Annotated in this window: 21 protein-coding genes; 9 read left to right on the top strand and 12 right to left on the bottom strand. The window is 67.7% G+C overall.

Going from position 1 to position 24416, the window contains the following annotated elements:
• Window positions 1-209 precede the first annotated feature (209 nt).
• Window positions 210-674 carry a TerB family tellurite resistance protein gene (locus OU996_RS06145; protein ID WP_267584751.1) on the top strand — a complete coding sequence of 155 codons (465 nt, stop codon included), beginning with the start codon at window positions 210-212 and terminating at the stop codon, window positions 672-674.
• Between the two features lie 132 nt (window positions 675-806).
• Window positions 807-1553: a glutamine amidotransferase gene (locus OU996_RS06150; protein ID WP_267584752.1), complete on the top strand. Its 747-nt coding sequence runs from the start codon at window positions 807-809 to the stop codon at window positions 1551-1553.
• Between the two features lie 69 nt (window positions 1554-1622).
• Here the strand turns inward: OU996_RS06150 and OU996_RS06155 are convergent, their stop codons facing one another.
• Genes OU996_RS06155 through OU996_RS06190 form a run of 8 tightly spaced genes read right to left on the bottom strand, consistent with a single transcriptional unit; the run spans window position 1623 to window position 11601 of the window.
• Window positions 1623-2504: a glycosyltransferase gene (locus tag OU996_RS06155; protein ID WP_267584753.1), complete on the bottom strand. Its 882-nt coding sequence runs from the start codon at window positions 2502-2504 to the stop codon at window positions 1623-1625.
• Window positions 2505-2526: 22 nt separating this feature from the next.
• Window positions 2527-3642, bottom strand: a complete 1116-nt coding sequence (locus OU996_RS06160; protein WP_267584754.1) for a hypothetical protein — start codon at window positions 3640-3642, stop codon at window positions 2527-2529.
• A gap of 57 nt (window positions 3643-3699) precedes the next feature.
• On the bottom strand, window positions 3700-5544 hold the full coding sequence (locus OU996_RS06165) for an ABC transporter ATP-binding protein (RefSeq protein WP_267584755.1): 1845 nt from the start codon (window positions 5542-5544) through the stop codon (window positions 3700-3702).
• A 32-nt stretch (window positions 5545-5576) separates the two neighbouring features.
• Complete coding sequence (locus OU996_RS06170) at window positions 5577-8348, bottom strand: hypothetical protein (RefSeq protein WP_267584756.1); 2772 nt, start codon at window positions 8346-8348, stop codon at window positions 5577-5579.
• A gap of 30 nt (window positions 8349-8378) precedes the next feature.
• A complete protein-coding gene (locus OU996_RS06175; protein WP_267584757.1) occupies window positions 8379-8648 on the bottom strand; it encodes a hypothetical protein in 270 nt (89 codons plus the stop codon).
• Window positions 8645-9403, bottom strand: coding sequence for a 3-deoxy-manno-octulosonate cytidylyltransferase (locus OU996_RS06180; protein WP_267584758.1), 759 nt, complete (start codon window positions 9401-9403; stop codon window positions 8645-8647). Before OU996_RS06180 ends, OU996_RS06175 begins: the two co-directional genes overlap by 4 nt.
• Before the next feature lie 22 nt (window positions 9404-9425).
• Entirely contained in the window at window positions 9426-10964 is a 1539-nt protein-coding gene (locus OU996_RS06185) for an N-acetylneuraminate synthase family protein (RefSeq protein ID WP_267584759.1), read from the bottom strand.
• The gene (locus OU996_RS06190; protein WP_267584760.1) at window positions 10888-11601 is read right to left on the bottom strand and encodes an inositol monophosphatase family protein; all 714 of its coding nucleotides are present in this window, start codon (window positions 11599-11601) and stop codon (window positions 10888-10890) included. Before OU996_RS06190 ends, OU996_RS06185 begins: the two co-directional genes overlap by 77 nt.
• 232 nt (window positions 11602-11833) lie before the next feature.
• Here OU996_RS06190 and OU996_RS06195 point away from each other — a divergent pair, with 232 nt between their 5' ends.
• Together OU996_RS06195 and OU996_RS06200 are read left to right on the top strand one after the other, a co-directional pair.
• Entirely contained in the window at window positions 11834-12793 is a 960-nt protein-coding gene (locus tag OU996_RS06195; protein ID WP_267584761.1) for a glycosyltransferase family 2 protein, read from the top strand.
• Window positions 12794-12809: 16 nt separating this feature from the next.
• Window positions 12810-13892, top strand: coding sequence for a glycosyltransferase (locus tag OU996_RS06200; RefSeq protein WP_267584762.1), 1083 nt, complete (start codon window positions 12810-12812; stop codon window positions 13890-13892).
• A gap of 152 nt (window positions 13893-14044) precedes the next feature.
• On the opposite strand, the gene OU996_RS06205 is transcribed toward OU996_RS06200, so the two are convergent.
• From OU996_RS06205 to OU996_RS06215, 3 genes are all read right to left on the bottom strand, one after another.
• A complete protein-coding gene (locus OU996_RS06205; RefSeq protein WP_267584763.1) occupies window positions 14045-14503 on the bottom strand; it encodes a MucR family transcriptional regulator in 459 nt (152 codons plus the stop codon).
• 353 nt (window positions 14504-14856) lie between these two features.
• The gene (locus OU996_RS06210) at window positions 14857-15501 is read right to left on the bottom strand and encodes a TenA family protein (RefSeq protein WP_267584764.1); all 645 of its coding nucleotides are present in this window, start codon (window positions 15499-15501) and stop codon (window positions 14857-14859) included.
• Between the two features lie 101 nt (window positions 15502-15602).
• Entirely contained in the window at window positions 15603-16382 is a 780-nt protein-coding gene (locus tag OU996_RS06215) for an SDR family oxidoreductase (protein ID WP_267584765.1), read from the bottom strand.
• A 218-nt stretch (window positions 16383-16600) separates the two neighbouring features.
• Between OU996_RS06215 and pucL the strand changes: the two genes are divergently transcribed.
• Genes pucL through uraD form a run of 5 tightly spaced genes read left to right on the top strand, consistent with a single transcriptional unit; the run spans window position 16601 to window position 23199 of the window.
• Window positions 16601-17440: a factor-independent urate hydroxylase gene (gene pucL, locus OU996_RS06220; protein WP_267584766.1), complete on the top strand. Its 840-nt coding sequence runs from the start codon at window positions 16601-16603 to the stop codon at window positions 17438-17440.
• Between the two features lie 7 nt (window positions 17441-17447).
• The gene (locus tag OU996_RS06225) at window positions 17448-18266 is read left to right on the top strand and encodes an FAD binding domain-containing protein (RefSeq protein ID WP_267585617.1); all 819 of its coding nucleotides are present in this window, start codon (window positions 17448-17450) and stop codon (window positions 18264-18266) included.
• Window positions 18263-20959 (top strand): molybdopterin-dependent oxidoreductase, encoded by a 2697-nt coding sequence (locus tag OU996_RS06230; protein ID WP_267584767.1) that lies wholly within the window; start codon window positions 18263-18265, stop codon window positions 20957-20959. Before OU996_RS06225 ends, OU996_RS06230 begins: the two co-directional genes overlap by 4 nt.
• Window positions 20956-22302, top strand: coding sequence for a guanine deaminase (gene guaD, locus OU996_RS06235; RefSeq protein WP_267584768.1), 1347 nt, complete (start codon window positions 20956-20958; stop codon window positions 22300-22302). The genes OU996_RS06230 and guaD overlap by 4 nt, the downstream gene beginning before the upstream one ends.
• A 9-nt stretch (window positions 22303-22311) precedes the next feature.
• Entirely contained in the window at window positions 22312-23199 is an 888-nt protein-coding gene (uraD, locus tag OU996_RS06240; RefSeq protein WP_267584769.1) for a 2-oxo-4-hydroxy-4-carboxy-5-ureidoimidazoline decarboxylase, read from the top strand.
• Between the two features lie 54 nt (window positions 23200-23253).
• On the opposite strand, the gene OU996_RS06245 is transcribed toward uraD, so the two are convergent.
• Complete coding sequence (locus OU996_RS06245) at window positions 23254-24396, bottom strand: alpha-hydroxy acid oxidase (protein WP_267584770.1); 1143 nt, start codon at window positions 24394-24396, stop codon at window positions 23254-23256.
• Window positions 24397-24416 lie beyond the last annotated feature (20 nt).

The following is a 24416-nucleotide window of genomic DNA, read 5'->3' on the forward strand; positions in this document are numbered from 1 at the left end:
ACGGCAGGGAGTCGTGGATGGCCGGGCCAAGCCCGGCCATGACGGTGCGCGCGGCCCTGCCAACGCCCCCGTTGAGCGTGGTGCCGCCCGTTGCGCGGGGGCGGTGATTCGGCTACGCACAATCACCTAGATTCATCCCGGTAAGGCCGGCCGCCGCGAGGCGGGGCGGCCCTGCCATTCCCCGCGCCCCTCGACGAGAGCCCGCCAGCATGCTGCGCAGCCTGACCGATTTCATCGCCGAGATCGCCGGCGGCACGCGCGAGGCGGCCTTTGCCGAGAATGATTACCGGCTCGCCGCCGCCGCGCTGCTGGTGCATGTCGTCACCATTGACGGGGTGATCGGCACTGAGGAGCTGGCCAAGCTGCGCGGCATTCTCGGGGCGCATTTCAAGCTCGACGCGGCGGAGGCCGAGCGCCTGCTGGAGGCGGCCATCGCCCGCGATGCCGAGGCGGTCGACCTTTACGCCTTCACCAGCGTGCTCAACCGCGCCATGGATGATGAGGGCCGCAAGCGCGTCGTCGCCATGATGTTCGAGGTGGCCTATGCCGATGGCGGGCTCACCGAGTTCGAGGACAATCTGGTCTGGCGCGCCGCCGAGCTGCTGAACGTCGCCTCGCGCGACCGCGTGCAGATCCGCAAACAGGTTCGCGCCAGCTTCGACGCGGAGAGTTGAGCACGATACGGGCGGCTTGATGCCGGTGCCCAACTGGCGCCATCCTTGCCTGTGACCTGTTGAGTCGCGGTCGGCAACGCCCGCGCTCCGTGCACCCCGAACCAAGCGACGCCCGCCCGGCGCCTGGAGACCATGCCGCATCCCGTGCTGATCGTGCTCCATCAGGAGCATTCCTCACCCGGACGAATCGGACGCCTGCTGACCGAGCGTGGCTACCGGCTGGATATTCGTCGCCCCTGCCTCGGCGAGACGCTGCCGGCGACGCTGGCCGAGCATAGCGGCGCCATCATCTTCGGCGGGCCGCAAAGCGCTAATGACTGCCACGCCTATGTCCGCTCGGAGATCGACTGGATCGGCGTGCCGCTCGCCGAGGGCAAGCCCTATCTCGGCATATGCCTCGGCGCGCAGATGCTCGCCCGCCACCTCGGCGCGCCGGTGGCCCGCCACCCGGAAGGGCTGGTGGAGATCGGCTATTACCCGATCCGCGCGACGCAGGCCGGCGCCGCGCTGCTGGCCGAGGGCGGAGTGGGCGAGGGCGGAGTGGCCGAGATCGCCTGGCCCGAGCATGTCTATCACTGGCACAATGAGGGCTTTGCCCTGCCGGCGGGGGCGGAATTGCTGGCGGAAGGCGAGGCCTTCCCCAACCAGGCCTTCCGCTACGGCCCGGCGGCGCTCGGCATCCAGTTCCACCCGGAAGTGACGCACCACATGATGTGCCGCTGGACGGTGACCGCGGCCGACAGCTTCCATCTGCCCGGCGCCCGCCCGCCGCGCGCCCATTTCGTCGACCGCCTCCAGCATGACGGCCGCATCCGGCTCTGGCTCGACGCCTTCCTCGACCGCTGGCTCGCCAGCGGCCAGCCAATGGCGGCGGAGTGAGCGGTTAGCGCTTTTCCAGCGACAAGGACTCCGGCCCGCGTGAGAAAAAGATGCTCGCGCGGACGGTCTTCAGTCGCGGGTCGGCGTGCCGCCGAGCCGCAACCGCGCGATCTCGCCCACCGCGCTGAACCAGAGCCGGGTAATGAGGGCGACGATGCGCAGCCGCAGCAGCGGCGGGATGCCTTTGGTACGCAGCATGTGACGGGTCTCGCCGGCGCAGCGCCGGCTCTCGCGCAGCAGGAGCTGCGGCGCGGTCAGCGGCACCGGCTGCTTCATCCAGCCGCCGCCGACGATGCGCCGGCGCTTGCGGGCGATATCGTCGAAAGTTGCGCGCACCGGATGGCCGATCACCATGTCGGTGACGAAGGCCAGCGTATAGCCGGCTTCGCGCACGCGCCGGCAGAAGTCGCGGTCGCCACCGGACTTGAGCTGGGCGTTGAAATTGTCGACCTCGGCCAGCACGCCGCGCGGGCACATGAGGTTCGCCGTCACGAAATGCCCCTGGCTCATGAACAGGGTCTGGTTGAAGGCGAAAAGCAGCTCGTGCTGGATGCACTCCGGCGCGCCGCCGCCTTCCGGCACGAACAGCTCGATCGGCCCGCCATAGATGCCGTGGCCGGGATTGTCGCGCGTCGCCTCCACGGCCGCCTCGATCCAGCGCGGCGCGGGCACGCAGTCGGCATCGGTGAAGGCGATCCACTCGCCCCTGGCGACCGCGATGCCGGTGTTTCGCGCGCGGTAGGAGCTCGCCACCGGCTCGACCAGCAGGCGGGCCCAGGGGAAGGACTGGATGGCGGCCACCGTGCCGTCGGTCGACCCGTTGTCGACCACGATCACCTCGTAGCGATCCTTCGGGTAGGTCTGGGCCTCCAGCGCGCGCAGGCATTTGACGATGAGCTTTTCGCCGTTCCAGACGGGAACGATGACGCTGACGAAAGGCAATTCGCTCATGGCATGAGGCCCGTTGGTGATGTCACTGCGTGAGGGAGGAGGTGGGCGCGCCGGCGAGGTGGCGGAAGAACGCGTCGAGCCGTCGGCCGATTTCGTCCCACTCATGCGCCGACAGATCGGGCTCGGTCCCGCGCGGGGTCGCGCGGAGCCAGCGGGTGAAGTCGGTCACGACCTCGGCGGTCAGCTCGCCCTCATAGAGATAAAGCCACGCGGCGCCGACCTGCGCCTGCAGCTCCACCAGACTGCCGAGCCGCGGCGCCAGAACCGGGCGCGCGCGCGACAGGGCGTAAAGCGCGGCGCCGCTGTTGAGAATGTCGCGATAGGGCAGGGCGACCGCGTGCGCGGCATCCACGCGCTGCTCCATGTCGGCATCCGACAGCCGGCCGATGGAAAGCCGGACATGCGTCCTGTCGCCGACCAGCGCCGTGAGATGCTCGGCGAAGTCGGCGCTGTTGCAACTGCCGCCAATGTCCAGCCGCACCGTTTCCGCCGGCAGCGATCCCACCACTTCGATGAGCGTGTCCGCTGCCTTGTAGCGGCGGAGCTGGCCGATATAGGCGAGCTTGACGGGCCCCTCATCGAGCGCGGGCAGGGGAACCTGCGGGGCGAGCGCCTGCCCCTTGTAGTGGCCGTGCGTGATCACCGCATAGGCCTTGCCGCGCAGTTCCGGCCAGCGCCGGTACAGCAATTCGCGGGAGGTCTCCGACAGGAAGATCAGCCCGTCCACCGCGCGGAACAGCCAGCGCCGGGCGAGGGGAAATGGCCGGTGGTTCTTCTCATGCGGCTCGATGTTGTGAACCACCCAGACGAGCTTCTGGCCGCGAAGCGCGGCGAGAGCGGTCTTGATGGCCAGAAACAGCAGCGCGCGAATATTGGTCTTGAGCGAGCGCGCGACGAAGAACTCGTCGGGCCAATGCAGCACGATGATGTCGGCGTCGCGGGGATATTGCCAGAAGCCGCCGGCAAAACCCCTGACCGCGTGGCCATGGGCGGCGATGGCGTCCGCGAACATGCCGGTAAAAGGGTTCGGCCCATCCCAGGCCGGACGCAGCGCAATGGCGAGGCGCCGCGCTTTGCTGGGCGGCACCTTGCCCTGGGAGGGGCGCGGCGCGGGAGAGGCGGCGGGGGCCTGGCTCATGACGTTGCGGGATCTTCCTGCGGAAGGGAGAGGAGGTCGGCGACAGGATGGCGCCGCCTAGGCGACGAACGCGGAGACCGCCTCCTGCGGGGCACCGGACGACGCGTCGATATTGGCCAGTTCGCGGAACTCGGGGCAGGTCGCCAGCAACTCGTCAAAGGTGCCGGAGGCCAGTACGCGACCGGCCTTGATGAAGAAGATGCGGTCGCAATTGCGCACCGTCGACAGGCGGTGGGCGATCATGATGAGGGTGCGGTCGCTCTTGGCATGCTCGATCGCCGCCATGAGGCGGGTCTCCGTCGCATTGTCGAGCGCGGCGGTCGCCTCGTCGAGAACGAGCACCTGCGGCGTGTAATACAGCGCGCGGGCGATGCCGATGCGCTGGCGCTGGCCACCGGAAAGGCGCACGCCGCGCTCGCCGACATTGGTCTGGAGCCCTTCGGGCAGGCCACGGACATAATCGGCGAGCTGCGCCGCCTCCAGCGCGCGCCAGACCGCGTCGTCGTCGATCTCGCCTTCGGGAACGCCGAGCGCGACGTTGCGCCGGATCGAGGCGTCGGTGAGATAGATGACCTGCGGGATGTAGCCGATGAGACGCTGCCAGCCCGGCAGATTCTCACGGATGGAGCGCCCGCCCACGGAGATGTCGCCGGCGCTGTACTCCAGAAAGCCCAGCATCACGTCGACGGCGGTGGTCTTGCCCGATCCGGTGGGGCCCACAAAGGCGACGGAGCTGCCGGCGGGAATGGTGAGGTTCAGATCCTGCAGCGCCGCCCGCTCCTGCCCCTCATAGCGGAAGGTAACGTCCTTGAAGACGATGTCGCCCATGCTCATCGGCTCATGGGCGGCGGTGTCGGTGGGGAGCGGCATGCCCGGCGCGATGCCGAGGGTCTTGTACTCCTTGACCAGATTGTTCACGGCCGACAGGTTGGACCGCATGGTCCCGAGCTGGGCGGCGAGCTGGTTCAGTGTCGGCAACATGCGCACGGCGACAGCGCCCAGCATGGCGAGGGTCGGCACCACGAGGTCCGGTGAGCGCCCCTGCAGCAGCATGATGAAGACGAGCAGGATGAGGGCGGTAAGGCCCACCGTCTCGAAAACCGGCTTGGACAGGCCCTGATTGAAGCGAATGGTGCGCTGGGCCGCCTCGCGCCGGTCGGCATGGTGGGAGAATTCGCGGCGAATATCGCCTTCCAGACCGCGCAGGCGCGTGTGCTTGAAGGAGCCCAGGCCTTCGTTGAGCGTCTGCGTCAGCCGGCGGTTGCGGTCGCTGAACTCCGTGCCGACCCGGTGCAGCCGGTCGCGATGCGCGCGGACGAACAGAAAGCAGCCGCCCCCCGCCGTCACGCCGAGGATCAGGGCCATGGTGGGGTCGGAGATGACGACCAGGAGGGTCAGTGAGGCCAGGATGAACACCGCCTGCGCTGAATTCAGCAGCGGCTGCATGTAGTTAGCCACCATCCGGGCCGATTCGCCCATGACCAGATGGGTGAAGTGTGCGGTGTTCTGGCTCAAATGGAACATGTAGGGCGCGTGCAGATAGGCGGTGAACAGGCGCAGCGCCGTCTCCCCGCCGACAGCGGCCATGAAGCGTGCCTGCACGCGCAGCAGGACGAGATTGAAGGCGCCGCGCACCAGAAACAGCCCGATGACGATCGCGCCGCTGACATAGAGCAGCGTCGTCACGTCATGAATGCCGATCCAGTCGAGCCAGGCGCGCACGCGCGGCATCGCCATCACCTCGGTCGAGCGGCTCATCAGCAGCACATAAGCGGGCACAGCGCCGACCGCGACGAATTCGAGCGCGCTGGACGTGATTTGCAGGGCGAGGAGCCCCAGCATCTGGCGCTGCCTCTCCCGGGTCAGCAGACCCCACATCTCGGCCAATCCGTCGATCTTCATGAGTCCCTACTTGATCAGAGCGCCGATGCCGGTCAGGCCCGCCGGTGTCGCAGTTTGTTCAGCACCTTGGCCAGGGAGCGCCGGACAAGGCCCATCCAGCGTTCGCGCAGCAGCCAGGCGAGGATCAGCCCGCCGGCCACGGCCTCGGTGTGCAGCGTCCCGGCCGGCGATGCAAGGAGCGTTCCGGCGGCGAGCACGATGAAGCTCACCGCGCGCACGGTGTTGCGCGGCACCTTCTCCTTGTCGCCGCCCGCGCGGTAGACCGCATAGGTCATCCACATCGCCACGGTCTGCGCCAGCAGCAGCGCCGCGCCGAGCGCGAGGCCGGGGAGCAGCAGCAGCGGCGCCAGCAGCTTGGCGGACTGCAGCAGCGGATAGAGCAGAATGCGCCGCGGCTCCGGCAGCCGGTTATAGCCATAGAACAGCCCGCGCACTGCCAGCAGCGCCGCCAGCCAGAGGCCGGCGAACAGGGCGAAGACACCCGTATCGAGCGTGCCGCCGGTGGCGCGCAGGCTCGCCAGCAGCGCGCCGACAAGGCCGAGCGCGATGGCCCAGCTCCACGCATGGCGGGCGAGCGGGAAATCGCGGAAGCGCGCGGCCATCGGCGTCAGCGTCGGGTTCGCCTCGCGCGCGGCGGCGACCTGATCGTTCTCGAAATAGCCGATCTCGTAGACCGCGAGCATGGAGACGAACAGCGCCAGCGCCGCGCCGAGCCACAGCCAGGGCGCGCCGGCGAGCGGCAGGGTCGCGAGCAGCAGCAGCGGCAGCTCGACGAACAGCGTCTGCTTGCGCACATAATAGGCGTTGTATTTCGCCAGCGCCGTGTAGCGCATCGGCAGGTAGAAGGATTCCTCCGCCGCGCTCTTCTCGCCGACCGGCTCGACCAGCAGCGGGATCTTCACCTGGTCGAGCAGGTCGCGGTCGTCCTCCGAATCGGTCACCAGCGCGGCGGTGGCGACGACGCGCGGCGGGAACAGCCCGCCAATGAGCCGCGCCTTGCCGTGCCGCAGCGTCTTCAGCACGCGCGGGTGCAGCTGGAACGGCACGCAGGCGCGCCGGCAGCTCTCCCAATGCGTGCCCTTCACCAGCGGGCCGATCAGCATGTCGAAGCCGAAGGAGACGATGACCGTGCGCTCGGCCGGCACGACTTTCAGCGCCTGCGCCAGCTCATGCGCGCCGCGCGCGGCGAACAGCGCCGGGGCGTTGCGGCGCCAGCGGGCGAGGTTCCACGGCATGAGCAGCGTCACCGCGACCACGGCGGCGTAGTCGCGGAAGCGGAACCAGTGCTTGCCGAAGAATTTGCGCCACGGCAGGAAGCCGCGCACGAAGGCGAGGATGAGGCTGACCAGCAGCGCCGGGCGGGCCTGCCGCAGATATTCCTCGGTGGTGTTGCCGGCGAACAGCGTGTGGTCGAAATCGAGGAACACGGTGCGCCCGGACGGCCCGGCAAGCGCAGCGCGGACCTCCTCCGGCGTCACCGGCGGCAGCGGGAAGCCGGCCGCGCCGGACGGTTCGCGCACCACCTCCTCGCGCCGGAAGGCGGGTGCCGCCTCGGCCGACGGGGCGGCGGGCAGCGCGCTTTCCAGCAGCGCGACCGCGTCAGCGACGCCGCGCGTGCCGTCCTGCATTGACGGGTGGCAGATGTAGTAATCGCGGATCAGATAGCCGCTCAGCGCGTCGAAGCGCGCGCGGCGGGCCTCCAGCTCGGCGGGTGTCGCGCTTGCGGCCAGCTCGATGCAGCGGGCGAGGTCGTCCGGCCCCTCCGGCTCGAAGAAGACGCCCTTGCCGCTGAACGGATCGCGGACCAGATGCACCAGCGGCGTGCCGAGCCGCACCGCCATCACATTGAGCGAGCCGCCCATGCTGACCGCGAGGTCCGCCTCGCGCAGCAGTTCGAGCGGCGGGGTGTCGACGATGCGGGCATTGGCCGGCAGGTCGTCGACATCGGTGAGGTGGGTGATCGAGGGATGCGCCTTGATCAGCACCTGCGCCTGCGGGCAGGCCAGCGCGACGGCGCGGGCCGCTTTGAAGCTGTCGGCGACATGCGGCATGTAGAGCGGCCGGTCGGGATTGCCCGCCGGGAAGGTGCCCACCGTCGCGTCATCCGTGGTGAGGAAGGCGATGAGGCGGGCATCGGCGCCCGCCGCGTGCGTGCCCTCTGGCGCCGTGCGGGGCGCCTTCTCGGTGATGCGGGCGAGGCTTTCCAGCGGCCAGTTCTCGACATAGGCCGCGCCGGCCCGCGCCGCCTCCGGCCAGTCGGCGGCCGGCAGCAGTTCTTCCAGCGCGACGCCCGCCACCGCGCTGGCGCCGAGGAAGCCGCTGCGGTCGAGATGATAGGTCGCGGGCAGCAGGCCCCGCTCCAGCGTCGCGGTGGCGATGCCCGCCGCCCGGCACAGCGCATAGGCGACGCCGGTATGCGGGGCATAGGGATTCCAGGCGACGAACAGATCGGGCCGCGTCGCCTCCAGCACCTGCTCGCTCGCCGCCCGCAAGGCCGCGTAGAGCGCGGGCGCCTGGCTGGCGGGAGCGCCCTGCCTGGCCAGATGCGCGATCCGCCCGCTCCACAGCGCGGCGTCGACCTCCAGCGCGCTGAAACGCGTCGGTCCGCTCGCGGGATAGAGCCCCGCGAGCTTGTGCAGCGGCCAGGGCAGAGGCAGGCACTGCGCCTCCCGCCCCGCCAGCGGCTCGGGCGCCCACAGCACGACACTATGCCCGCGCGCTTCGAGCTGGCCGATCAGGTCACCGAAGAACTGGCCGACCGGTCCCCGCGGCGCGAGGAGGGTGGAGAGGAGGAGACGTGCCATGCCGCCGTGTTCAATCCTTCGTAGGGCGCGCTAGTGACGGGTGACCATCAGCAGCGCGTCGCTGGTGCGGGCCGCCTCGCGCGCCGCCCGCCATGAGGCTTCCAGCCACCAGCGGTCCGTCCCCTCGAAAAGGTCGGGATTGGCGCCCTGCGGCTTGTTGAAATGGATCCAGTGAAAATAGTTGAAGAGGCCGTAGCGCTGATAGCCGTACACGTTGACAGAGCCATGATGGCCCGCGCGGCGGGTGACGTTCTCCAGCAGGGGCGCGAAGGCCCGGTGAGGAACCAGCGCTTCCGTCATAGCTGGATGTTTCTGGCTTGAACGATCTCGATCACGCGGTGCAGGTCTTTCGGCGTGTCGACCGAGAGGGTCTCGTCGGATTCCACCACCACCATCTTCAGGGGAATGCCGCGCTCGATGAAGCGCAGCTCGTTCACATCCTCGACCTGCTCGACCGGGCCGCGCGGTGTCGAGGCGAAGAAGGCCAGCGCCTGCCGATTATAGATGAGCACGCCGACATGCTTGTAATAGTCGAAGGAAAGGCTCGACTTGGGATACGGGATCGGGCTGCGCGAGAAGAAGACCGCATTCATGTCCGGGCCCCAGACCACCTTGATATTGGTGGAGTCGAGAACTTCCGGCGCGGATTTGATCCTGCTGGTCAGATTCGCGACATAAGGAGCATCGGCCGGCCATTCGGTCGGAATGATCTTTTCGATGACCCTGTAGTCGATGAGCGGTTCATCGCCGTTCACAACGATGAACAGATCGCCGTCGATCTTCTGCGCGACCTCGTTGACCCGCTCGGTGCTGGTGCCGTGCTTGTCGGAGGTGACGATGTAGGGGATGCCGCGCTCGCGGCAGACCGCCTCCACCCGTTCGTCGTCCAGGGCCACGATCACCTGGCTGATCCGCTCGCTCATGGCGACGCGCCGGTAGACCCATTCGATCATGGGAGCGCCGGCGATCATCGCCAGCGGCTTTCCCTGATAACGGCTGGAATTATAGCGGGCGGGAATGACCGCCACTACTCGCGGGTCGCGCGCGACCGACATGCTTCGCCCTCGTGTCCGTGTATCACCCCGCCTTGCGGCGGTATTTGTGGTGCTCGCTTGAATTGACCTTCTTTTCTTCCTCGCCGACGATGCGCTCCGCCTCGCGGATGCGGTCGACATATTCCTTGAAGGCCGGCGTGGTGAGGTCGACGGCGACGGCGTCGAAATGCGCCCACTCGGTGTTGCCGAGCTTCACATGCTTCTCGACCATGCGCGCGCCCGCCGCGACCGCCAGCGCCGAGCCGAGCCAGCCGAAATCATGGCTCGAATAGGCCGGCATGAGGTGCGGGTATTGCTTGGACAGCTCGTGATAGTGCCGGACGATACCGACTCCGCAATCTTCCAGCGGCGTGGGATAGGCCGAGTTCGCCTGCATCAGCACCAGCTTCTCGCAGGCGGTGAAGGTCTCCAGCACCCAGCGCTCATAGGCGTCGTCGGTCATGCCGGTCGAGAGCACCACCGTGCGGCGGTAGTTCTTCGAGACATGGTCGAGATAGTCGCGGTGCTCGGAAATGGTCGAGGGCAGCTTGATGATCGGCGGGTCGAATTCCTGCAGGAACTCGAAGGAGGGTTGGTCCAGCACCGAGACGAACCAGCCGATATTGAGGTCGCGGCACAGCTTGTCGACGAAGGCGAAATCGTCGCGCGAGAGTTCGAGCTGCTGGCGATACTCGCCGAAGGTCTTGCCGAAGGGCGAGACATAGGGCGCCGAGAGCTGCTCGGGCGCATAGAAGCTGGCGACATCGCGCTTCTGCAGCTTGATGTAGTCCGCCCCCGAGGCCTTGGAGGAGCGGATCATCCGCTCGAGCCGCAGCCGGTCGCCGAAATGGTTGGTGGTCAGCTCGGCGATCACCGAGACCTTGTTCGGGCGCCCGTCATTGGCCGGCTCCAGCTGGCGGCCGAACAGGTGGTTCAGCTCGGTCGGCGAGAGCACGCTGAAGGGCTTCGCGCCGACATGCTTCACCTCCAGCTCCGATCCCTTGAGGATGTAGAGCGCGTTGATGAAGAAGAATTCCTGCATGGTGAAGACGAGGCGCCGGTCATTGTCGGTCGCCCCGGTGAAGTCGCGCTCCACCCGCTCGCTATAGGCGTGCCCGGCCTCGAAGCTGAAATCGAAGCCGACCATGTAGACGGTTTGCCGGCGCCCGCGAATGGCGGCGACCTGGCGGGCCACCTGCAGCGCGGTCATGAACAGCACATCCTCGATCTTCAGCACGCCCGCCTGGAAGCGCTGCATCATCAGATCGGTGGATTCCTGCGTCAGCGGCACATGCTCGACATGCGCCACCTCGCGCTGCGGCGCGGTGAAATCGGCCGAGGTGAGATAGGCGCGCGAGCGGTAGCCATTGGCGGCGATGCCCGCCTTGGCCCAGTCGGCATGGAACACGGTGATGTCGGCCGGGGCGATCTGCTCGGCATCGTTCAGCGCGATGACCAGCGCCGAGGAAAACACCTGCGGGTCGATCAGATCGGCCGAGGGGCCCTTACCCAGGATGAAGATCGTATCGGTGGCGTATGTCGAAGCGATATTTGCGATCAGGTCGGAGATAGTGTCCGCCATAGCTTGCCCCCTCCACGTCGATGTCACAGCCGTGCTCGCGCGCCAGCATGAGACCCGCAAGAATGTCCCAGCTCTTGGCGCCGGCCGGATTTGAGAACCCCGCCAGCGCCCCGCGCGTGACGTTGAACAGATTATAGGCCGCGCAGCCCATGATCCGCGCTTCCCCGGCCCGCGCCACGCGCGCGGCCAGCTCGTCGGTGATCGAGGAGGAGAAGCCGATGATGCGCGAGCGCTGATAGGGGATGGAATCCCCGCTCATCAGCCGGTCGCCGAGCTCCGGCAGGAAGATCGCGCTGCCCTGGTGCGCCCCGTCGCGCCAGAGGGAGAGCGAGACGCCCCATTCCTTGAAGCCGGAGCAGAAATTCTCGGTGCCGTCGATCGGGTCGAGCACGGCGGTCCAGCCCGCGGCGGTCTCGGCCGCCTCGCCCTCCGCGCCGGGCGCGTAGCTCTCTTCGCTGATGAAGGTGAGGCCCGGCAAATGCTGGGCGAGATAGGCGTGGACGTTCTTCTCCACGCGCAGATCCGCCTCCGTCACCGGGCTGCCATCGTCCTTCCATGTGATGTTCCGGCGCATGGAGAGGATGGTCGGCAGGTCTTCGGTTATCAGGCCGCCGACCGAATGAAGTAGATCGTTCACGATTGTCATTGGTTTTGCCGCAGTGCGATATAAGGTCATTTACACGGTCGCGGGCGGGCGTCCAAGGCGCTTTTACCGATTTGTGGTATCAGCGGGCACCTGGCCGCTCCCGGCGGCCGGGGCGGCGCGGCGGCTGGCTATCGAGTTTGTGTAAAGGGGGCATCCCCCATCTGGCGGTCTTCTGCCGGTGTGCGATGTCGGGATGTAACGACGCTGGGCGGGATTGTGAAGAATGCCAGAGACGGCGGTTAGCGTTGTCATTCCTTTGTATAATAAAGAAAAATCGATCGAGAGATGCCTGAATTCGATTATTTCTCAGACATTTGCAGATTTTGAAATCATCATCGTCAATGACGGAAGCAGCGATAAAAGCGTCGAGATTGTCGCCGGGTTCAGTGATCCGCGCCTGACGCTGATACATCAGGAAAACAAGGGTCCAGGAGCGGCGCGCAACCGGGGCGTTGCGGCGGCTCGATCCCCGTTTATTGCGTTCATCGACGCCGATGATGAGTGGGACGCGGATCACCTTGCCATTGCCGTGGCGCGACTGACCGCCCAACAGGATGCGGCGGCACATATCTGTGGGTATTACATTGGGCCGGCGAAGGAGAGCCGCGAAGATCTCAACAGATCACGCGGCATCGTGCCTGGCGCCGCCCCGATACTGGCTCACCGCGATCCGGTCGGGTTGAAGTTCCTCGTCGATTTCATGCATTCGAGCTGCATTGTCTGCCGGCGCGACGTGGTGCTCAGCTATGGCGGCTATTACGACGCGTTCAAGTGCCTCTATGGCGAGGACAGCTATCTGTGGCTGCAGATCCTGTTCGCCGAGACGGTGCTGTTCGACCCGGTGCCGCATGTCTGGTTCCACACCGAGTTCTCCGATCTCGGCGCCAAGAATATGGGCCGGCACCCGACCCGTCCGGCGCTGACCGATCCCGCGCCGCTGCGCCGCGCCGTGCCGGCCGCGCAGCAGCGCAACCTCGCCTGTCTGCTGGCCCTGTACCGCCTCATCGAGACGGAGAAGCTGGTGCGCTCCGGCGACGGCACGCTCGGCCGGATCCGCGAGTTGCGGGCGCAGTTTCCCTGGCCTGACGCGCCGCCGGCGCGGATCCGCTACCGGGAGGCGCGCGTCAGCGCCAAGGCGGCCGTCGCGCCCCTCCGCCATGCCCTTTCCCACTGGCTTCGATAGACCAAGGCGCACGACGATGCGGATTCTCGCCTGGCCGGCGTTCAGCAACAAGAACGACAATCCCTACCAGTACAACCTGTATCAGGAGATGCTGGCCGACAGTGACGTGGTCGAATGCCGAAGCGGGCCGCGCAGCATTTTGCGGCTGATGGGTCAGCGCTTCGACATCTTTCACGTCCACTGGATCGACAAGGTTCTGTGGCGGGACAGCCGGCGGCAAATCGCCCTGGGCTGCCTGCTGCTGTCGGCCCTGCTGCTGAGGCTGCGGCTGGGTGGCACGAGCGTGGTGTGGACGGTCCACGATCCCCAGCCCCATCGCATTGTCGCCAATGAGCGCAGCACGCGGTTTCCGGTCAACCTGCTCTGGCGCGCCTATCATGCGATCATGATGCGCTCGATCGGCGGGCTCATCTTCCTGAGCGCGACCCATCGCGACATGATCTATGCCGCCTATCCCCGGCTGGCGCGTCTGCCCTACTGCGTGGTGCCGCACCCGAGCTATATCGGTTCCTATCCCGACACGGTGGACGGCCCCACGGCGCGCCAGGCATTGAGCCTCGATCCCGACGCCCGGTGCGTGGTCTTCTTCGGCAAGATCCGTCCCTATAAGGGCGTGGAAGCTCTGATCACGGCCTTTCGCGGCCTGCGGGATGAGGATGCCCGGCTTCTCATTGCCGGGGAGCCGGACAGTCCGGACTATCTCGCCGCGCTGGTGGCGTTGGCGGAAGGCGATCCGCGCATTCGTTTCGAGGCGCGGTTCATCGCCGGCGAAGACATCCAGCTCTTCATGCGCGCGGCGAATGTGGTCGTGCTCCCCTTCGCCAAGGCGACCAATTCGGGCTCGGTGGCCCTCTCCCTCTCCTTCCGCTGCCGGACGGCGGTGCCGGACATTGCGGTCTTCCGGGAAGTGCAGGAGGTGGTGGGCCCTGAGTGGCTCCACCTCTATGAGGGCGGGCTCACGCCGGACAAGCTGGCGGGCATCCTCGGCTGGAGCGAGGAAGCACCGATCCCGCCCGGCTCCCCCCTGGCCGAGCTGAGCTGGAGCCGCGCCGCGGCCCGGACGCGCGCCTTCTTCGACGAGCTGCGGCAGACCCATTGAGCAACTGGGCGTCGTTCCGCGGCCCCGACCGGCGCGGCGGAGCGGGCCACAAGTCTCTCAAACGATAGCGCGCCCAAACAGAAAAGCCCCGGCAGGCGGACCTGCCGGGGCTTTTTCATGGATCTTGGGCAAGCTGACGGGGCGTAGCCCGATCAGGCGGCCTTCTTGCGGGTGCGGGGCTTCGGCGCCGGGGCGACGGGCTTCTTGCGCTGCTGGCCGAGGCCCATCTTCTTGGCGAGGTTGGAGCGCGCTTCCGCATAGCTCGGCGCGACCATCGGATAGTCGTTGGGAAGGCCCCACTTCGCCCGGTATTCCTCGGGCGTCATGTTGTACTTCGTGCGCAGATGGCGCTTCAGCGACTTGAACTTCAGGCCGTCCTCAAGGCAGATGATATATTCCGGCGTCACCGACTTCTTGACCGGGATCGCCGGCTTCAGCACTTCTTCCACCGCTGCCGGCGCCGGGGCCGTGAGGCGAAGCAGAGCGCCATGCACCTTGGCGATGAGATCGGGGAGCTCTGTCGCCGGGACGCTATTGTTGCCGACAAAGGCGGCAACCACATCAGCGGTAAGGCCGAGATAGTCGACCGACGAGCTTTCCTGTTCCGACATATATTTCCTCCATCGCGAACGTCATCGGTGTAACACCGTCGCGCCGCAGGTCAATAAGTAATCAAAAAAAATAGTTGTCACGGTCAAGATAAAAACATCGTGCCTGGCATACACGATCTGGCTTGAAACTGTGCTCATTCGCTCCACCGCCGGTTTCCGCGAGGACACCTCGTTACGGAAGCCTTGAGGCGCCTCGCTTTTCCAGCGTCGTCCGGTGGCGGTCGTGGCTAAGCATAAAAAAAACGGATGCAGTGGCGAATTATGTCCAAAGTTGAACTAGTGCATCCAGAGGTGGTGGCGACCGAATACGCCCGCCACCCTTGGGAGGGATGGCAGGCGCCGAAAAACGCCCCTCAGGCGTAGATGTGATCGAAGAAGGCGCGCTCAAATACCACGGCGCGCGAGAAGAAATCGGCGGCTGATTCGCGTCGCCGGGGATCGCTGGCCGCGCCGACACGGTCGAGTTCGCCGCGCAGCCAGGTAACAAAGCTGCGAAAACCATCATTATTATGCAGCGTGATCCATTCGGCATGGACGAAGCTTGGCGGCAGTGCCGCGCTGGGGCGGTCGGCCCAGTCGAGATAGAGCCATTCGGCGACGGTGAGCACGGCGAGGGCGTTAGCATAGTCGCGGCTGGCCGCCGCCTCCTGCATGAGCGCTTGCAGACCGGCCGTCGCCGTGGTGATGGCGGGGGCGTGGCGCTCGGCCTCGGGCACGCCGAGCGCGTCGAAGGCGCGCAGGAAATAGGTGTTCTCGTCGCTGGTGATCATCGCCGCGAACTGGGTGAAGCGCACCCGCGCCTCGAAGCGGTCGGCGGTGGCGATGGCGGTGCCGAGCAGGGCGACGAAACGGTCGACGAACTGGTAGTCCTGCACGAGATAGCGGCGCATCACCGCTTCCGGCACGGCGCCGGCGAAGATCTCATCGACAAAACGGTGATTTTTGGCCGCGTCCCAATCGTCCGCGTTGGTCTCGCGCAGCGCCTCGCTGAAGCTCATCCGGTCCTCCCTGGTCTGGCGGGGACCGCTCTAGAGCATTTCGCGGCAAACTTCTTGGACTTTCCGTTCCGAAACGGCGGCTGCTTCTTCGCGAGGCGCGCTCACATGCGCACGGTCTGCCCGCCATCGACCACCAGCACATGGCCGTTGACGAAGGAGGCCTCATCCGAGGCGAGGAACACCGCCGCCGGGCCGAGTTCCTGCGGGCGGCCCCAGCGGCCGATGGGGATCCGCATGTCGACGAAGGCGGCGATCTCGGGATTGGCGACCATCGCCGCGTTGGTCTCGGTGGCGAACATGCCCGGCGCGATGGCGTTGGTGGTGATGCCGGCGCGGGCATAGTCGATGGCGAGCGCCCGCGTCAGCCCGTTCAGCCCGGCCTTGGCGGTGCTGTAGACGGGATCATGACCATAGATCACGTCGGCGGCGATGGAGGAGACATTGATGATGCGCCCGTGGCGGTGGCGCGCCATCACCTCCGCCGCTTCGCGCGCCAGCAGGGCCGGGGCGACGAGATTCGCGCCGAACAGCGCCTGCATCTCGCTTTCCGTGAAATCCTTCAGCGGGCGTCGGTCGCGCATGCCGACATTGTTGACGAGAATGTCGAGCCGGCCGAAGCGGCGGTCGAGATCGCCGATGGCGGCGCGCCCGGCCGCGCTGTCGCCGACATCGAAGATGGAGGTTTCCACCACGCCGCCCGTCGCGTCCCGGAGCGCGGCGGCGGCCGTATCGAGCCGCCCGGCGTCGCGGCCATTGATCACGACGGTCGCCCCGGCCTGCGCCAGCGCCTTGGCGATCTCGAAGCCCAGCCCGCGCCCGGCGCCGGTCACCAGTGCGACGCGGCCATCGAGGGCGAAGAGGCGGCGGGGGGCGTCAATCATCGGGCGGTTCTCCTCAAGTGGCGTGACGCATCGTGCCGTGGCCTCGAAGCGTCGGCCACCCGCTTTCGGCACGGGGCCGCTTTTCTCGTCCCGACGCTTCATGCCTAATGGCGCAAAGGCCGTGCCGACGCCAGCCGCAGACGGTGCCGGGGCGCTGGCATCGCTTTCGCATGGCCCGGCCGGACAGGGACGGGCGGTGAGCCCGAGGGGAGACGAGCATGACGCTGATCCGCAACAGCTATGGCAAGGGCCGCGTGAGGGTGATGCGGGTGAAGCGCGACAGCGCGCGGCATGAGGTGCGCGAGCTGAATGTGCAGGTCATGCTCACCGGCGCTTTCGATGCCGCCTATACGGAAGGCGACAACCGCTCGGTGATCGCCACGGATTCGGTCAAGAACATCGTCAACTTCCTCGCCCGCGACCATGTCGGGGCGGAGAATGAGGTGTTCGCCGGGGTGATCGCCGATCATTTCCTCGCGCGCTACGACCATGTGACGGGCGTCGAGGTGAGTGCGAGCGAGACGAAGTGGAGCCGCATCCTCGTCGACGGCGCCGCGCATGACCACGCCTTCACCCTCGACGGCAATGGCCGGCCCTTCGTGAAGCTCGTCGCCACACGCGAGAGCCGCACGCTCACCTCCGGCGTCAGCGGCTTCACCTTTCTGAAGACCACGGAATCGGGCTGGGAGGATTACTGGTTCGACGAGGCGACCACGCTGAAGCCGACCGCCGACCGGCTCTTTGCCACGGCGATGGAGGCGGGCTGGCTCTGGGCGGGCGTGCCGGCTTCCTATGAGGCGGCGAATGCGGCCCTCATCGAGGCGGCGCTCAAGGTCTTCGCCACCACCTACAGTCCGGGCGTGCAGAACACCATGTATCTGATGGGACAGGCGGCGCTCGCCGCCGTGCCGGAGATCGCGGAAATCTCGCTCGCCTGCCCGAACAAGCATTATCTGCCGATCGACCTCTCGCCCTTTGGCCGCTCTTTCGACGGGCAGGTGTTCACGCCCACCGACGAGCCGCATGGCCAGATCGAATGCACGGTGGGACGGGGCTGAGCGCGGGGTGGATCTCAATGCGGTACAGGCGGTTCTAAAGCCCCGCGCGCGCGATGAACTCGCGCTGGCGCCGGGCGATGTGTGCCTCGCCGGCGGCACCTGGCTGTTCTCCGAGCCGCAGCCGGCGGCGCGGCGGCTCATCGATCTCTCGCGCCTCGGCTGGGCGCCGCTGGAGCTGGGCGAGGCGGGCCTCACCATCGCCGCGACCTGCACGGTGGCAAATCTCGACGGGCTGGAACTCCCGGCCGACTGGCGCGCCGGCTGGCTGGTGCGCGAATGCTGCCGGGCCTTCCTCGCCTCCTTCAAGATCTGGAACATGGCGACGGTCGGCGGCAATATCTGCCTCGGCCTGCCGGCCGGGCCGATGACCTCGCTCGCCAGCGCGTTGGAGGGCGAGGCGCTGATCTGGGGGGCGGACGGGGCGGAGCGGCGTATGCCGGTCGCCGCTTTCGTGCGCGGGCCGCTCGATGTCGGGCTGGCGCCGGGCGAGGTGCTGCGGGCCATCGAAATCCCCGCCCGCGCGCTGCGCCGGACTGCTGCCTTCCGCCGGGCCTCGCTCACCCCGCTCGGCCGCTCGGGCGTGCTGCTCATCGGCACGCAGGACGCAGAGGGGTTTCATCTTACCGTTACCGCGTCGACCCGCCATCCGGTGGTGCTGGCCTTCGATCACCTGCCGGGCGGGGACGAACTCGCGGCCCGGCTCGGCGCGGCGATCCCGGACGCGCTCTATTATGACGACATCCATGGCCGGCCCGACTGGCGGCGCCACATGACCTTTCTGTTCGCGCAGGAAATCCGCGACGAACTGGCGGGAGCCGCGCCATGAGGCTGGTCGTCAATGGCCACCCGGTCGAAGCCGCGCCGCGCCCCGGCCAGTGCCTGCGCACGCTGCTGCGCGAGCTTGGCTGGTTCGGGGTGAAGAAGGGCTGCGATGCCGGCGATTGTGGCGCCTGCACCGTCCATGTCGACGGCGCGCCGGTGCATAGCTGCCTCTACCCGGCCTTCCGGGCCGAGGATGCGGCGGTGACGACCATTGAGGGGCTGGCCGATCTTGACCCCGAGCCCGGCCTGCACCCGATGCAGCAGGCCTTTCTCGACGCGCAGGGCTTCCAGTGCGGCTTCTGCACGGCCGGCATGGTGATGACCGCCGCCGCGCTCGACCAGAGCCAAACGCATGACCTCGCCAGCGCGCTGAAGGGCAATCTGTGCCGCTGCACCGGCTACCGCGCTATCGCCGATGCGGTGGCGGGCGTCGCTCATTGTCATGCGGACGCGGCGGGTGGCGCGGTCGGGCGCAACGTGCCCGCCCCCGCCGGGCCGGCCATCGTGACCGGCGCGGCGCGCTACACCATGGATGTCGCGCCGGAGGGCGAACTCGCCGGGCTGCTGCACATGAAGATCCTGCGGGCGGAGGTGCCCCATGCCCGCATCCGCGCGATTGACGCGGCGGCGGCGCGGGCGCTGCCGGGGGTGGTGGCGGTGCTCACTTATGAGGACGCGCCTGAGCGCCTGTTCTCCACCGCCCGGCATCACCACGCCACGGATGATGTGGACGACACCCGCGTGCTCGATCCCGTCATCCGCCATATCGGCCAGCGCGTCGCCGCGGTGGTGGCGGAGAACGAGGCGGTGGCGGAAGCGGCCTGCGCTCTGATCCGCGTCGATTACGAGCCGCTGCCGGCGGTGTTCGACCCCGAAGCGGCGATGGAAGAGGGCGCGCCCGCGCTGCATGGCGAGAAGGGAGCGGAATCACGCATCGCCGATCCCGCCCGCAACATCGTCGCCCGGCTTCACAGCGAGACCGGCAATGTCGCGGCGGGCTTTGCGGCGGCCGATGTCATCCACGAGGCGAGCTATCAGAGCCAGCGCCTCCAGCATGCGCATCTGGAAACCCATGGCGCCATTGGCTGGCTGGATGGCGATGGGCGCCTCACCTTGCGCAGTTCGACCCAGACACCCTTCCTCACCCGCGACGCGCTCGCCGACCTCATGGGGCTACCGCGCGACAAGGTGCGGGTCTTCGCCGCCCGCGTCGGCGGCGGCTTCGGCGGCAAGCAGGAAATGCTGGTCGAGGATATCGTCGGGCTCGCCGTGCTGAAGACCGGCCGCCCGGTGAAGCTGGAATATACCCGCGCCGAGCAGTTCGCCGCCTCCACCAGCCGCCACCCGATGCGGGTCAAGGTGAAGCTCGGCGCGACGCGGGACGGGCGGCTGACCGCTATCCAGCTCGACATGCTCCTGAACACCGGGGCTTACGGCAATCACGCGGTGGGCGTGCTGTTCCATGGCGCGGGCGAGTGCGTCGCGCTTTATCGCTGCCCGAACAAGCGCGTGGACGGGCGCAGCGTCTACACCAACAGCCTGCCGAGCGGCGCCTTTCGCGGCTATGGGCTGAGCCAGACCATCTTCGCGGTGGAATCGGCGCTGGACGAGCTGGCGCACAGGCTCGGCATCGACCCGTTCGCGCTGCGCCGGCTGAATGTCATCACCCCCGATGACCATGCCGGGCATGATGATGTGGAGATCGGCAGCTACGGGCTCGACCAGTGCCTTGATGCCGTCGAGGCGGGTTTGCGCGGGCCGCTTCCCGCGCTTGGCCCGGACTGGGCGGTGGGGCGCGGCATGGCGGCGGCGATGATCGACACCATTCCCCCACGCGGCCATGTCGGGCAGACCCGGCTGCGCCTCACCGCTGAGGGGCGGTACGAACTTGCCACCGGCACGGCGGAATTCGGCAATGGCACCACAACCGTCCACGCGCAGATCGCCGCCGGCGCGCTCAATGCCGCCATCGCTCAGATCAGCATCCGCCAGTCCGACACCGACCATGTGACGCATGACACCGGCGCCTATGGCTCGACCGGCACGGTGGTGGCGGGCGCCGCGACGCAGCGGGCGGCCGAGGCGCTCGCCCTGATGATCCGGCAGGCGGCGGGCGCGCGGCTCGGCGTGCCGCCGGAGGCATGCCGGATCGCGGGTGATGACGTGATCGCGGGCGAGGCGCGCCTGCCGCTCGGCGATCTCGCGCCGCTCGAGGCGGTGGGCGAGGCGAATGGCACGCCGCGCTCGGTCGCCTTCAATGTGCAGGGCTTCGAGGTCGCGGTGAACCGGCGCACGGGTGAGATCCGCATCCTGCGCTCGGTGCATGGCGCGGATGCCGGCACGGTCATCAATCCCCTGCAGTGCCGCGGGCAGGTGGAAGGCGGCGTCGCCCAGGCGATCGGCGCGGCGCTCTATGAGGAGTTGCGCATGGACGGGCAGGGCGCGGTGAGCAACCCCAGCTTTCGCGGCTACCACATCCCCGCCTTCGCCGATGTGCCGGTGACGCAGGTGTTCTTCGCCGACACCCATGACCGCATCGGCCCGCTCGGCGCCAAATCGATGAGCGAGAGCCCGTTCAACCCGGTGGCGCCGGCGCTGGCCAACGCCATCTTCGATGCCACCGGCGTGCGGCTGCGGGCGACGCCCTTCACCGCCGACCGGCTCTATACGTTCCTGATCGAGAAGGAGCCGGCATGAGCGCGCTCACCGCCTTGCGCGGGCCCGCCGCGACGCTGACCGACGATCCCTTCGACAAGCCCTCGCGCGGCTGCCTCGCTTTTCACGAGGACGCGCTGGTGGTGATCGAGGATGGCATCATCCGCGCCTTCGGCCCCTATGCCGAGCTGGCTCCAAGCCTGCCGGACGGGCTGGAGCCGGTGCATTACCCGCACCACCTCATCGTGCCCGGCTTCATCGACGCGCATGTGCATTACCCGCAGCTTCAGGTGATCGGCGCCTATGGCACGCAACTCCTGGACTGGCTGACCACCTATACCTTCCCGGCCGAGCAGGGCTTCGCCGATGAAGGCCATGCCGCCCGCGTCGCCAAACTGTTCCTGCGCGAATTGCTGCGGGCGGGCACCACGACGGCGATGGTCTATTGCACCGTGCACCCGCAATCGGTGGATGCGTTCTTTGCCGAATCCGAGCGTTTCAACACCCGCATGATCGCCGGCAAGGTGCTGATGGACCGCCACGCCCCGGCGGCGCTGCTCGACACCGCCCAGCGCGGCTATGATGAGAGCCTCGCTTTGATCGAGCGCTGGCATGGGCGCGGGCGGCAGCTCTATTGCGTCACCCCGCGCTTCGCCCCGACCTCGACCGACGCTCAGCTCGAGGCGGCCGGCGCCCTGCTCAAGACCCGCGACGACCTCTTTCTCCAGACCCATCTGTGCGAAAATACCGACGAGATCGCCTGGGTGCGCGAGCTTTTCCCGGCGCGGCAGAGCTATCTCGACGTCTACGCCCATGCCGGACTGGTGCGTCCGCGCTCTATGTTCGGCCACGCCATCCATATGCATGAGGGCGATTTCTGCACCTGCCACCAGAGCGGGGCAGCACTCGCCCATTGCCCGACCTCCAACCTCTTCCTCGGCAGCGGCTTGTTCCCGCTGTTTCAGGCGGTTGACCCGCGCCGGCCGGTGAAGGTGGGGCTGGGGACGGATGTCGGCGGCGGCACCAGCCTCTCGCAATTGCAGACCCTAAACGAGGCCTACAAGGTTGCGGCCATGGCCGGGCACAAGCTCGACGCGGTGCAGGCCTTCTATCTGGCGACGCTCGGCGGGGCGCGGGCGCTGCATCTGGATGACCGCATCGGTATTTTGGCACCGGGGCGCGAGGCGGATATCTGCGTGCTCGACCCGCATGCGACGCCGCTGATGGATTTCCGCGCCGGCTATTGCGCCTCGGTCGAGGAATTGCTGTTCATGCTGATGACGCTGGGCGATGACCGGGCGGTGCGGGCGACCTATGTCGCGGGCGCCCCAGTCTATGACCGCGCGCGGGCGGGCGATCCGTTCCGCTCATTCGCCGAGGCGTGAGGAGGCCACGTGACCGAAACCCTTTCGCTGCAACAGCTTAACGCGCTCGACGAGGCCGGCTTCATCGCGGCGCTGGACGGGATTTTCGAGCACGCGCCCTGGGTGGCGGCGGGTGCCTTAACGCACCGCCCCTTCGCCACAGTGACGGCGCTGCACGAGGCGCTGATGCAGGCGGTGCTGGAGCGGCCGGAAGAGGAGCGCGTCGCCTTCGTCGCCGCCCACCCGGACCTTGCCGGCAAGGCGGCGCGGGCCGGTAGCATCGCACCGGCCTCGGTTTCCGAACAGGCGGGGCTTGGGCTCGACCGGCTACCCGACGCGGAGTTCGAGCGGTTCGAGCGGCTGAACGCCGCCTATCGCGCGCGCTTCGGCTTTCCCTTCGTGATCTGCGTGCGGCGCCAGACGCGCGACGCCATTCTCGACGCCTTCGAGGCCCGGCTGGCCCATGAGCGGGCGCAGGAGCTGGCCACCGCACTCGCCGAGATCGGCCACATCACAAGGCTGCGGCTGGTGGAGCGGGTGACCGGCGCGGGCGTGCCGAAGACCACGGGGCGGCTCTCCACCCATGTGCTCGACACCCATAAAGGCGCGCCGGCACAAGGGGTTGCCGTCACGCTCTATGAGGTTGGCGCCTCCGGGCGGGCGCTTCTGCGCGAGGCCTTCACCAATGCGGATGGGCGCACCGATGAGCCGCTGATCGGCGGCGTGCCGCTGCGCGTCGGCACCTATGAGATCGTGTTCGCCATCGGCGCCTATTTCGCCGCGCGCGGGCTCGACCTGCCGGAAAAGCCGTTCCTCAATGAGGTGCCGATCCGCTTCTCCATCAGCGAGCCGGAAGGGCACTACCATGTGCCGCTGGTCGCAACCCCCTGGAGTTACTCGACCTATCGCGGAAGTTGATTCTTAGAACGCATTTCCTGGCACAAAACCGCTTCGCGCTTTTGCTGGAAAGGCTTAGCGGGGACGGAGTGCTGCCGGGCCGAGCTTTTTGAGTTGGTCGATGGAGGTCAGCCCCATCAGACCCAGAGTGAGGCTCACCTCTTCGGTGAGATGGGCGATGATGCGGGCGACGCCCGCCTCGCCGGCGGCCGCGAGGCCATAGATATAGGCGCGGCCGAGCAGCACGCCGGAGGCGCCGAGCGCCAGCGCCTTGATGATGTCCGCGCCGCGCCTGATCCCACCGTCGAACAGTATTTCAATACCGCCATCGACCGCCTCGGCGATGCCGGGCAAAGCAGCGATGGTCGAGGTCGCGCCATCGAGCTGGCGGCCGCCATGGTTGGAGACGACGATCCCGTCCGCCCCCGCCGCGCGGGCGAGGCGGGCATCCTCCGGCGAGAGGATGCCCTTGAGCACGAGGCGCCCCTTCCAGCGGGCGCGCAGGCGCTCAACATCGGCCCAGGAGAGGCGCGTGTCGATCCGCCGGGAGAGGTTACTCGCCTGTTCCAACACGCCTTTTCCGAACTCCGGGCGGTGCGCGACGGCGCCCACTTCCGGCATTCCGGCGCTGAGCATGTCGAGGCACCAGGCGGGGCGGGTGAGCAGGCGCAGCCCGAGCGCGGGCGATATGCGGGTGAGCGCGCGAAAACCGTTGCGCACATCGCGCTCGCGCACCGAGGTAATGGCGGTGTCGACGGTGAGGAACAGCGTCTCCACGCCCGCCTCCTCCGCCTGCGCCAGCAATTCGTCGCCGATGGCGCGGTCGGAGAGCACATAGAGCTGGAAGGCCAGCGGGCCGGAGGTGGCGGCGCGCAGCTGGCCCAGCGAGGCGATGGAGAAGGTGGAAAGGCACAGCGGCACCCCCGCCGCATGGGCGGCGCGGGCCGCCGCGATCTCGCCCTTGCCGGCATAAAGCCCAAGGAAACCAACGGGTCCGAGCATGAAGGGCAGGGGGTGGGAGGCGCCGAGATAGTGCGTGGTGAGGTCGCGGGCTGAGACGTCATTGAGCACGCGCTGCACCAGCGTCCAGCGGGCGAAATCGGCCCGGTTGGCGGCCAACGTTTCCTCGCCGAAGGCACCGCCATCGACATAATCGAAGAAGATGCGCGGCAGGCGGGCTTTGGCGGCGGCGCGGGCATCCTCGACATTGACGATCATGGGTGGCGTCTCCCGGCGGA

Source organism: Ancylobacter sp. SL191 (genome assembly GCF_026625645.1).
Classification (GTDB): Bacteria; Pseudomonadota; Alphaproteobacteria; order Rhizobiales; family Xanthobacteraceae; genus Ancylobacter.

Excerpts from the sequence above, each read along its gene's own strand:
- OU996_RS06145 (WP_267584751.1), top strand. The coding sequence starts at position 210 with ATGCTGCGCAGCCTGACCGATTTCATCGCCGAGATCGCCGGCGGCACG.
- OU996_RS06150 (WP_267584752.1), top strand. The coding sequence starts at position 807 with ATGCCGCATCCCGTGCTGATCGTGCTCCATCAGGAGCATTCCTCACCC.
- OU996_RS06155 (WP_267584753.1), bottom strand. The coding sequence starts at position 2,504 with ATGAGCGAATTGCCTTTCGTCAGCGTCATCGTTCCCGTCTGGAACGGC.
- OU996_RS06160 (WP_267584754.1), bottom strand. The coding sequence starts at position 3,642 with ATGAGCCAGGCCCCCGCCGCCTCTCCCGCGCCGCGCCCCTCCCAGGGC.
- OU996_RS06165 (WP_267584755.1), bottom strand. The coding sequence starts at position 5,544 with ATGAAGATCGACGGATTGGCCGAGATGTGGGGTCTGCTGACCCGGGAG.
- OU996_RS06170 (WP_267584756.1), bottom strand. The coding sequence starts at position 8,348 with ATGGCACGTCTCCTCCTCTCCACCCTCCTCGCGCCGCGGGGACCGGTC.
- OU996_RS06175 (WP_267584757.1), bottom strand. The coding sequence starts at position 8,648 with ATGACGGAAGCGCTGGTTCCTCACCGGGCCTTCGCGCCCCTGCTGGAG.
- OU996_RS06180 (WP_267584758.1), bottom strand. The coding sequence starts at position 9,403 with ATGTCGGTCGCGCGCGACCCGCGAGTAGTGGCGGTCATTCCCGCCCGC.
- OU996_RS06185 (WP_267584759.1), bottom strand. The coding sequence starts at position 10,964 with ATGGCGGACACTATCTCCGACCTGATCGCAAATATCGCTTCGACATAC.
- OU996_RS06195 (WP_267584761.1), top strand. The coding sequence starts at position 11,834 with ATGCCAGAGACGGCGGTTAGCGTTGTCATTCCTTTGTATAATAAAGAA.
- OU996_RS06200 (WP_267584762.1), top strand. The coding sequence starts at position 12,810 with ATGCGGATTCTCGCCTGGCCGGCGTTCAGCAACAAGAACGACAATCCC.
- OU996_RS06205 (WP_267584763.1), bottom strand. The coding sequence starts at position 14,503 with ATGTCGGAACAGGAAAGCTCGTCGGTCGACTATCTCGGCCTTACCGCT.
- OU996_RS06210 (WP_267584764.1), bottom strand. The coding sequence starts at position 15,501 with ATGAGCTTCAGCGAGGCGCTGCGCGAGACCAACGCGGACGATTGGGAC.
- OU996_RS06215 (WP_267584765.1), bottom strand. The coding sequence starts at position 16,382 with ATGATTGACGCCCCCCGCCGCCTCTTCGCCCTCGATGGCCGCGTCGCA.
- pucL (WP_267584766.1), top strand. The coding sequence starts at position 16,601 with ATGACGCTGATCCGCAACAGCTATGGCAAGGGCCGCGTGAGGGTGATG.
- OU996_RS06230 (WP_267584767.1), top strand. The coding sequence starts at position 18,263 with ATGAGGCTGGTCGTCAATGGCCACCCGGTCGAAGCCGCGCCGCGCCCC.
- guaD (WP_267584768.1), top strand. The coding sequence starts at position 20,956 with ATGAGCGCGCTCACCGCCTTGCGCGGGCCCGCCGCGACGCTGACCGAC.
- OU996_RS06245 (WP_267584770.1), bottom strand. The coding sequence starts at position 24,396 with ATGATCGTCAATGTCGAGGATGCCCGCGCCGCCGCCAAAGCCCGCCTG.